This window comes from Streptomyces sp. NPDC059142, assembly GCF_042755665.1.
In the GTDB taxonomy this organism is placed as follows: domain Bacteria; phylum Actinomycetota; class Actinomycetes; order Streptomycetales; family Streptomycetaceae; genus Streptomyces.
Genome location: NZ_JBHZDA010000009.1, coordinates 61,805 through 71,487, shown reverse-complemented (window position 1 = coordinate 71,487; position 9,683 = coordinate 61,805). Strand labels below are relative to the sequence as shown.

The window sequence follows — 9,683 nt, the reverse complement described above, 5'->3', positions numbered from 1 at the left end:
CCGGCCGGGGCCCCCGGGGGGGGGGGGGGGCGGGGGGCCCCGGAGTTGGGGGGCGGGCCCGGGGGGGGGGCGGGGGGGGGCCCCCCCCCCCCGCCCCCCCCCCCGCCGGTGGTTCAGGACGCGCCCGTCGGTGTGAACGGGTTCGGTGTCAGCCCCGTCCAGCGGTGCAGGACCGCGCGGCCGGTCTGCCGGGTCACACCGCCGGACTGGACGGTGCCCGCCTCGGCGACGTAGTGGCGTCCGTCGTCCAGGGCGATCAGCCCGTACTGTCCGGCCGCCTCCCAGCCGTACACACCGGACGCCCTGTGGTACAGCCCCTGGGGCAGTAGGGACAGCAACGTCCCGCGCTCCGCGAGGCGTTGGCCGCGTACGGCGGCCTGTACGGGGCGCTTGGAGCCGTCCACGACGAAGAGGGAGTAGTTGGGGAATGCGGTCTTCCTGCCCTTGTACACGGCCATCAGCCAGTTGCCGCTGCGCGCGTCGTACTCCAGATTCTGCACGCCGTACGTGGTGTTGCCGGTGTACACGAAGTACTTGCCGTCCGGCGCGGGCGGGCCCGAGGTGTGCGGGGCGCCCTCGGTCAGCGGGCGCTCGTACTTCTTCCACGCCCGGACGTCGTACTGGAGCAGCACCTGATGGTCGTTGTCGCTCCGGGCGGTGTTGGAGTAGATCCCGTACGCGACCGTGAGTTTGAGGCCGCCCCGCCCGTCGAACGAGGAGCCGAAGGCGACCCCGTCGATCCCGCTGCAACCGTAGCGGTGGTCCGGGGTGTCGGCGGTGTCGCCGTCGAAGACACCGTCGCCGTTCATGTCGGCGGTGTAGTCCTTCACGACCTCGTCGAGATGGACGGTGGAGACCACACCGGTGGACGCCGCGTCCATGTTCATCCGATCGATACGGTCCCCGTCGAACACGGCGATGTAGAACGCCTTCGCCGCCTTGTACTCCAGGGATCCGTACACCCGGCCGTCCGCCGTGCTGAAGTCCAGGTCCCCGAGGTGGCCGGTGAAACCGGTGACGGAACCGAGGGGTCTGCCGTTCAGGTCCGTCTTCACCAGCAGGTTGGTGAAGGAGAAGTACATGACGCCCTTGACGCGGTCCACCGCCATGCCCTGGAGATGCCCCGACTCCCAGGCGCCCCCGTCGACCGCCGCGGGCAGCGTCGGCAGGGCGGCGGCAACCGCCGGGGCGGCCGGCTTCCGTACGGTACGGGCCGCCCCCGCGTCCTCGGCATGGGCCGCGCCCCCGCCGGCCACGACGGCGGAGCCGACGAGCACGGACGTGAAGAGGGCCGCCGTGAGCCGGCCGCGTGTCTGCCTTCGCATGATGCCTCCGGGGGTCGTGGGACTCCAGTGGGACACCAGGATGGTGCCGCGAAGGCGTGCACGGGGGACCAACGCGGAATGAACGCGCGATTCGGCTCGAACGGCCCGTCATATCGGCGGCGCGGCTCCATGGGAGGGGCCGGGACGGCGGCGGGGGCCGGGCCGACCGTCATGGCGTGTCACCGGTGCGTGGGTGGGGTGCGGACCGTGTCTTCAGGCCGCCCGGGGCCGTCTCCTGTCCGGGCGGCCGGGCGGGCGGTCGGTGTGATGTCAGCCCTCCGGGGTGGCGGTGAGGGCGACGGGCATGACCAGGGTGGTGAAGCTGCCCTGGTCCGCCGAGCGCACCAGCACCGGTTCGGTCGCGTCGGAGATCTCCAGCAGGACGTCGGGGCCGACGCTCGCTTCGAGCGCCGGGGCGAGGACGGCCGGGTCGAAGCCGATCCGCAGGGGCGACGCGCCGATACGGAGGGCGCGCAGGGTGGTGGAACCGCCCTCGGACGGACCGTCGGACGCGTCGTCGGGGCCCGAGGGCCGGGGCTGCCGGCCGGGGTGCCCGGCCGGTGAGATGTGTACGTCGTCCGCGCCGAGCCGCAGGGCGACCGCCTGCGCGCCGTCGCCGTCGCCGTCCGCCCCGTCCGCCCCGGCGCAGGCGGTGACCGCGTCGAGGAGGGCCGCCCGGTCCACGATCAGCCGGTGCCGGGTCTCGGGCAGCGCGGTGAGCACCTCCCGGTAGGCGGGGAACTCGCCTACCCACAGCTTCAGTTCACGGGAGCCCGAGCCGTCCGCGTCGGAGATCCGGGCCTCGTCGGTGTCGATCTCGACGGTCACCGCGGCGCACCGCGCGGCCCAGGCACCCGCCTCGGCCAACGGCCCCGCGTCCAGCAGTACATGGCGGTCCGGTCCCTCCACCGCGACCACCGGCTTCAGGACCCGGGTCGAGAGGCGGTAGCGGTCGGTGGCCACCAGCCGGACCTCGCCGGCGTCGATCTCGACGAGGACCCGGCCGAGGACCGGATGGTCCGGATTGTCGCCGACCGCCGAGGCCACCTGCCGTACGGCCCCGGCCAGTTCGGCCCCGCCGAGCCGTACCCGGGTGACCGGGTCCTTCCCGTCGTCGGTGCCGCTCCCGTCGGCCGGCCAGGGCGCGCCGTCCGCGCCCCGCGCACCGGGCAGGGAACGCAGCACGGCCGCGATCGTGGCGTCGGCCGTCCGTGACCGTTCCCGTACGGTGGAGCGGTGGCGCTCCAGCATCGTGCGGGCCGCGTCCGGGTCGCCGTCGAGCACCACCATCACCTCCGCGAGCGGCATCCCCGCCTCGCGCAGGCTCCGCAGGACGCGGGCCCGCATCTCCTGGTCGAGACTGTAGGAGCGGTAGCCGGTCGTGGCGTCGACCCGGGCGGGGACCAGGACGCCGCAGTCGTCGTAGAAGCGCAGGGCGCTCGGTGCGAGGCCGACACGCCGGGCGAAGGCGCTGATGCTCAGCAGCTCCGGCTGGAAGAGGCCGATCGAGACGTCCACGGGCGTGGAGTGGGAGGGTGCGGAGTCCGAGGAGGCCGCCCCTGTAGTGCTGTCCATGGCGGTGATTGTCGACGTTCAGGCAACCTGAAAGTCAACCCCGGACCCCCGCGGCCGCCCGGCCGGCGGCGCTCACGGATAGCTCGCCGTCAGCATCGAGGTCGCCAGCTCCACCCGGGAGCGTAGCCCCGTACGCTGGAAGAGCCTGGTCAGCCGGCTCGCCACACTGCCCTCGCTGACCCCGAGCGCCGCCGCGAGCTGACGGTTGGACAGCCCCTCGGCGACCAGCGTCGCCAGCAGCCGTTCGTTCTCCTCGGTCACCGTCCGCCGGTCCGGTACCGGCAGCCCCGCGTCGCGCAGCGCCGTCCGGGTCCGGTAGCGCCACAGCAGCGCGTCCAACTCCCCGAACAGGTCGTACGCCTCCCGGAGCCGGACCTCGCGGAGGCGCGGGTCGCTCTGCGGGCCCGCGACGCCCACCGGCGACGCGACGCTCAGCAGCGTACGGGCCGTCTCGAAGGGCCGGCCGGAGGCGCGGGCCAGGGCCAGGGCCTCGCGCACGCACACCTCGGGGGCGGGCAGTGACGCGTGGGGCGCGGGGCAGTGCCGCAGGACCAGCAGGCAGGTCAGCAGCGAGAGCAGCCGGGCGCTGTCACCGCCCACGGAGGCGGCCGTACGGTCCAGCCGGCTCAGACAGGCCCTCGCGCGTTCCGGGTGGCCCCGCTCGGCCTCCAGGACCGCGAGGGCCGCCCACAGGGACTCGGTGCCGAAGACGTAGCCGTGTTCCGACGCCTCGGCCAGCCCCCTGCGCAGCGCCTTCTCGGCGCGGGAGTCCTCGCCCATCAGCCGGTGGACGGCGGCCTGTTCGGCGTCGAGCAGATACGTCATGGAGTTGGTGACGGCCCGCGCCGTGTCCAGCACGGTCCGGGCGCGCGACGGCCAGCCACGGGCGAGCAGCATGGTCGAGGTCCGGGCGCGGGCCAGGACACTGGCGGGCATCCGGGCGGTGGCCGGGCTGTTGGCCATCAGCGAGCGGGCCCGCGCCATCGCCTCGTCCCAGGAACCGCTCAGGTAGTTCATCAGGATGAACTGCCTGTCCGGGAGTTGGTCCTCCTTCAGGTCGCGCCGCGCGACGAGATCCCGGGCCTCGGCCAGTTCGCTCATACCGAGCAGGAAGTCGCACTGGAGGACGGTCACTTCGAGCAGCAGATGCGGCGCGGAGGGCGCCTGGGCCGAGTGGTGCAGCGTACGCCGGAAGGGGGCGGCGTCCCCGGTCATCAGCCGCGCGGCCGTCTCGCACATCGTGATGAAGAGCCGTGCCACCGGATGCGGGTGGACATGGACGGGCGAGCGCGCGATCAGCTCCAGGGCCTCGGACCAGAGCCCCAGCAGACAGAGCGCGACCACCCCCAGGACCTCGGACTCCCGGTCGGCTCCGGCGCCGGAGGCCCGGGCCCGGTGCAGGGTGGCGGGCCCGCGCAGCGCGGTCAGATCGCCGGAGGCGGCCCGCGCCGCCAGTTCGACCACCGCCAGCTCCAGCCGGGTCCCCGGTTCCATCTCGCGGGCGTGCCGCTCCAGCAGGGCCGCCGCTGCCTCCGCCGCGCCGGGCCCGTTCCCGGTGGAGTCGGCGGTGGCCGCGTACCGGGACAGGGTCGAGGCGAGCAGCGCGGGATCGTCGGTCAGCCCCGCGGCCGTCTCCAGCCAGCGGGACGACTCCGGCACCTCGGCGGCGTCCGACTTCCGTGCCGCGGCGAGCAGTTCGGCCGTGGCCCGGCGCCGGTCGACGAACGGTCCCGCGTCGGCGATGCGGTTCGCCAGATAGGCGCGGCGTACGTCCCCGGCGTCGCGGGGCCCGGCCACCGCGCCACGGTGGGTGGCGGCCGTACCGTCCGCCGGGGCCAGGGGATCCGGTACGGCGTCCGGCGTCCGGTCGGCCGTCTCCCACAGGGCGTGCACGGCCGCGGCCGAGACGGCGCGGCGCTCGTAAGGACCGAGCCTGGCCGTGGCCGCGACGGCGACCAGCGGGATACGGAACGTCCACCCCGGCCCGCGTTCCGTCGCCGCGCCGTCCCGCGAGTCCCGGCCGCCCGGCCCCACGACGAGCCCCGGTTCGGCCAGTCGGCGCAGCTCCCGGTCCACGGTGCGCTCGGGCAGCCCGGTGGCCGCGGCGACGAGCCCGGCGGTCCGCCCGCCCAGCGGCTCCAGCACACTCAGCGCCTTGGCCACGCGCCACGCCGTGTCGCCGAGCCCCCGCAGCGCGCGGACGAAGCGGTCGTCGTCCGGAAGCACCGGAACGGGTGCGTCCGCCACGAGATGCGCGTGGCCGATCAGGGTCCGGATCGCCCGCGAGCCCGCCTGGAGCGCGGCCACCAGCGCGCCGGGGTTGCCGCCGGTCAGCCAGTGCGCCTCCTCGACCAGCGTCTGCTCCGGCACGGCGCGCAGCCGGTGGGTCAGGAACCGCGCGACCTCGTCGACCGTCAGCGGCGCCAGATCCACCGCGCCGACGGCCCCGCTCGCGGCGAGCGCCGACAGGACATCGTCCCCGGTCTGCCGGTCCCCGTTCCTGGCGGGCCCGAGGGGCGACACCCCGAGGATCAGCCGTACGGGGGAGGAGACGAGCCGGGGCGCGAGCGCGCACAGCACCTCGGTGGTCTCCGGATCGGCGAACTGTACGTCGTCGACCAGGACCACGGCGGGGGTACGGGCGCGCAGGGTGCGGGCCAGCAGGACGGACACCGCCTCGCCGGAGCCGCGCGGCTCGGTGTGCGAACGCAGCGCGTCGTCCAGCGACCGGTCCTCCGGGAAGGCCCCGCCCGCACCCGTAGCCGTACCCGCACTCGTACCCGTAGCCGTACCCGTACCCGTACCGATAGCCGTACCTGTGCCGGTCGCGCCGCCGACGCCCACCGCGCCACCACCGGAGCCGACCGTACCCACGACGCCTGCCGCACCGGCGACGCCCGCCGCGCTCGCGGAACCGCCCGTACCGGCCGTGCCGCCCAGGGCTGTGGGACCGCCCGCCCCTGCCGGGCCTCCCGTGCCCGGGGCGGTGGTGGCCGGCTGCGCGGTGTCGCGCGCGGGCCGGGTCAGCGCGGTGATCAGCCGGTGGGAGAGCAGATGCGCGAGGAGGTGGTCACCCGGCCGGCACGCCACCGAGTGCACCGGGAGGTCCGCCGTCCGTAAGCGCTCCGCGAGCGCCCCGAGCACCGCGGTCCTCCCCGACCCGATCCCACCGCGAACGAGATGGATCGCCGGACCCGACGGCGCGGTGGCGGCGTCCAGCACCCGTTGGACCACTCCGTCCCGGCCGAAGAGCTCGGGCCCCGTCCGGGACAGCGGTCTCTCGCCCCCGGTCCGGAGGTCCCCCGTGATGTGCCCCGTCACCATCACCCCTTTGCGCCACCGGGGCAGACAGGATCACCACCTGGCCCCCGTTGACCGATCGGCCAATAGTAGACGAACGTCTGGACGAGGAATGGGCCGTTCGATCAACTCGTGAAGCCACCGGCGGATACGTTGAAGCGGGGCTCTTCCGACGGGCCCGCAGGGCTCTGGACGGGGGGAGTGGTGCCGACCGATGTCGACCAACCGGAGGACCCAGTTCATCGGACGGAAGGAAGAACTGCGCGAGATCGGCGCGGCGCTACGCCGCACCGAGGGGGCCGCCCGACTGCTCCTCGTGCACGGCGAACCCGGCGTGGGGAAGACCGCGTTGCTGGACGCCGCGCTCCAACCCGCGCTGCGCGACGGGACCCTGGTCGTCCGGATCGACGTCGAAGCCTGTACGGAGCCGGTGTTGGACACCGTGGCCGACCGGCTCTGCGACCTGCTGACGGCCCTGGGCGACACCGCCGCCCTGGCCCTCGTCACCGCCGTACGGCGTGCCCAGGCCGGAGCCGCCAAGGAACGGCGGCACTCCCTCCATCTGCTGCTGGAGACCCGGGCCGCCGTCCGCCACATCGCGGCCCACCGCCCGCCCGCCGTCGTCCTCGACGACGCGCAGCTCGTCCCCGGACCCGAGGCCGGAGCGCTCGGCGCCCTGCTCCGCGCGATCCGCTCCGACGGCGTACCGGTCGTGGTGTGCGGGCGCACGGAGCGCGGGGCCCCCGGCGTCGTCCACGCGCTGGCGACGGCGGCCGACCGGGTCCTGGAGCTGCCACCGCTGACCTGGGCCCAGACCAGCACCCTGGCCGGCCGCAGGATGGGGGTGCCGGCCGCCCCCGAACTGGTCTCCGCGCTGCGCCGGGCGCTCGGCCCGCTGGCGGGCAACCCCCGCGCCGTCCTCGCCGCCGTCGGCACGCTGTGGGAGCGCGACCGCCTGCTGCTGGTGGACGGCTCCGCCTGTCTCTCCGGCCCCGGCACACCCGTACAACTGCCCGTCGGGCGATCGGAGGTGCACCGGATCTGGCGGGCCGCCGGCGGCCCCGACTTCGCCGACGAGGCGTTCCTGGAGGAGACCCTCGCGCTGCTCGCCCGGCTGACCGAGGCGGCGCGGACCACGGTCGACGACTTCCTCGACCTGGCCCCCGAACTCGGCGGATCCGTGGCGCACCTCGGCCGCGTGCTCGACACCCTGGTCGAACACCGCATGATCACCGTGGACGACAAGCAGAGCCTGAGCTGCGCCGTCCCCGGTCTGGGCGCCGATCTGCGCACCGTACGGAACCGGCGACAGCTCGCCAGACTCCACGCCCGTGTCGTGACGAACGCGCGCCGCCGACTGGGCACCAGAAGCGGTACACCTGACCCCCGGCTGTGCGACCACGCCCTCGCCGCGGGCGCCGAACTGCCCGTCGCGCTCTCCAACGAGATCCTGCTGGCCGCGGTCCGCCGCGGCGGGGCGGGCGTGGAGCGACGGCGGGCGGCGCGTGCCGCCCTCGCGCTCACCCGCCAACTGGCCTCCGACGACGAGAGCCTGCCCGGTGTGCTGCGCACCACGATCGCGCTCATGCTCGACCACGGCGACGCCGACGGGCTGCTGGAACTCGGCGGCCGGTTCCTGCCGGCAGGCGCCCACTGCCCGCCCCGGTCCCGGGAGTTCCTGCCCGACCTCGCCTCCGCGTGGGCGCTCGCCGCGCTCCACGAGCAGTGGCTCGGAACGCGCGTCGTCGACCACGACAGCCCGGCGGCCCGGACGGCGGTACGGTTCCCGTCCGCGGCGGCGCTGATGACGATGGCCGCGCGCCTGCGCGGCGAGGCGCCGCGCGGGAAACCGGTGGACGCGCCCGCCCCTGCCCCGCTGTGCGGCTTCCACTTACCCGGCCGCCTCTTACCGGACGTGCCGAAGGAGAGACCGCGTCCGTCGGACGGACCGGATGTTCCGGTCGGTCCGGTCGGTCCGGTCGGAGGGGACGAGCCGACCGGCGCGGGCCCGGTAGCCGAGTCCGGGGTGCCGGGCGGGCCGACCGGGCCGACCGGGCCGGAGTCGACGGGCGGGCCTCTCGCTCCCGCACGGCTCGCGCCGTCCGTGCCGCCCGCGCCTTCCGTGCCGCTCGGGCCGGCCGGGACGGCGCGGCCGTCGACGGTACCCGCGCACCCGTTCCTCTCCTTCTCCCTCCTCCCCACCCCGGCCCCGGACACCGATCTGCCCGTGGGGCTCGTCCCGGCCGCCGCCGAAACCCGCCTGGCCACCGGCACCTTGGGTACCCGCGCCGAGTTCGACGCCGCACTGGCCGCCGTACAGGGTCTGCGGTCGTCCAACGGCCTCGCTCCGCTGGACGACACCGAACGGCTGCGTGAGGCGGCCTCGCTGGGCGACTGGGCCAGCGCCTTCGAGACCGTGCTCGGCGACCGCTGCGCACAGTTCGAGGACAGCCCGCTCCGCACCTACCAGGCCCTGGTCCGTGAGTATCTGACCGGATCGTGGGAGGTCGCGCTCGCACTGGCCCGCCGTATCGAGATGCACGCCGAGGGCGCCGGGCGCGGACCGCTGTACGACCACAGCCGAGGTCTGGCCTCCGAGATCTGCCGCTGGCACGGCGACACCGACCGCGCCGCCGCCTGGCTCTCCGGCGTCGAGGCGCCCACGGGCTGGGGCCCGCTGCCGAGTTGGGCCCGCACCGGGCTGCGGCATGTCGAGGGCGATCCGCTCGGCGCCTGGCGGGACGGGTGGCGCGACTACCGGATCCTGCGGGCGACCGGCCATCTCGCCGGGCTGGAGCGGCTGTTGCTGCGCCTGCTGCGGTACGCGGTGGCCCGGGGCCACGACCGCGCGGTACGGGAGTCGCTGGAGGCCCTGGAGGAACTGCACGCGTCCGTCGACTCCCACGCGACCCGCGTCACGACCCTGCTGGCCCGCGCGGTGGCCCGTGACGACGTGGACAGCGCCCTCGCCGCCCACGCGCTCCTGGCCCGCCACGGCGACCAGAGCCTGTCCTTCATCACCAGCCTGTGGCTCGCCCGCGCCACCGGTACGGAGAAGTGGCTGGCCGAGGCGTGGGAGTGGTGCGAACGGCTCGGGGCGCGGCGGGCCCGGCAGTCGCTGACCGATGTCGCCCACGACCTCGGACACCCGCTGCCGAGGCGCCGCGCGACCCGGTCCGTCTTCAGCAGGCTGGAGGTGGAGGTGGTCGGGATGGTCGCCGACGGCTGGACCAACCGGCAGATCGCCGCCGTACTGGCGCGCAGCGAGAAGAGCGTCGAGACCTATCTCGCCCGGATCTTCGAACGCACCGGCTGCCGCTCGCGGTTGGAGCTGACCACCGCCTGGCTGGACGGCGGGCTCACGCGCTTCGTCCCCGGCTGAGCGGCGCCGGGCGGGCAGCCGCCGGCCCCCCCGCGCCCGGGCGCCCCCGCGCGGCCGGCGCTCGCCGGCGGGGGGCGGGGCCCCGGCCTGGTGGGGGCCCC

4 protein-coding genes are annotated in these 9,683 nt (G+C 75.2%); 1 reads left to right on the top strand and 3 read right to left on the bottom strand.

Annotated elements, in window-relative coordinates:
- Window positions 1-113 precede the first annotated feature (113 nt).
- The 3 genes from ACFXPK_RS05650 to ACFXPK_RS05640 form a co-directional block, all read right to left on the bottom strand.
- Window positions 114-1,325: a hypothetical protein gene (locus tag ACFXPK_RS05650; RefSeq protein ID WP_385071987.1), complete on the bottom strand. Its 1,212-nt coding sequence runs from the start codon at window positions 1,323-1,325 to the stop codon at window positions 114-116.
- Between the two features lie 270 nt (window positions 1,326-1,595).
- On the bottom strand, window positions 1,596-2,900 hold the full coding sequence (locus ACFXPK_RS05645; protein WP_385071985.1) for a MerR family transcriptional regulator: 1,305 nt from the start codon (window positions 2,898-2,900) through the stop codon (window positions 1,596-1,598).
- Between the two features lie 72 nt (window positions 2,901-2,972).
- Window positions 2,973-6,122, bottom strand: a complete 3,150-nt coding sequence (locus ACFXPK_RS05640; RefSeq protein WP_385071982.1) for a LuxR C-terminal-related transcriptional regulator — start codon at window positions 6,120-6,122, stop codon at window positions 2,973-2,975.
- A 292-nt stretch (window positions 6,123-6,414) separates the two neighbouring features.
- Here ACFXPK_RS05640 and ACFXPK_RS05635 point away from each other — a divergent pair, with 292 nt between their 5' ends.
- On the top strand, window positions 6,415-9,582 hold the full coding sequence (locus ACFXPK_RS05635; RefSeq protein WP_385071979.1) for an AAA family ATPase: 3,168 nt from the start codon (window positions 6,415-6,417) through the stop codon (window positions 9,580-9,582).
- The last annotated feature ends 101 nt before the right edge of the window (window positions 9,583-9,683 follow it).

Coding starts and splice junctions, on each gene's coding strand:
- ACFXPK_RS05635 (WP_385071979.1), top strand. CDS start 6,415: ATGTCGACCAACCGGAGGACCCAGTTCATCGGACGGAAGGAAGAACTG.
- ACFXPK_RS05650 (WP_385071987.1), bottom strand. CDS start 1,325: ATGCGAAGGCAGACACGCGGCCGGCTCACGGCGGCCCTCTTCACGTCC.
- ACFXPK_RS05645 (WP_385071985.1), bottom strand. CDS start 2,900: ATGGACAGCACTACAGGGGCGGCCTCCTCGGACTCCGCACCCTCCCAC.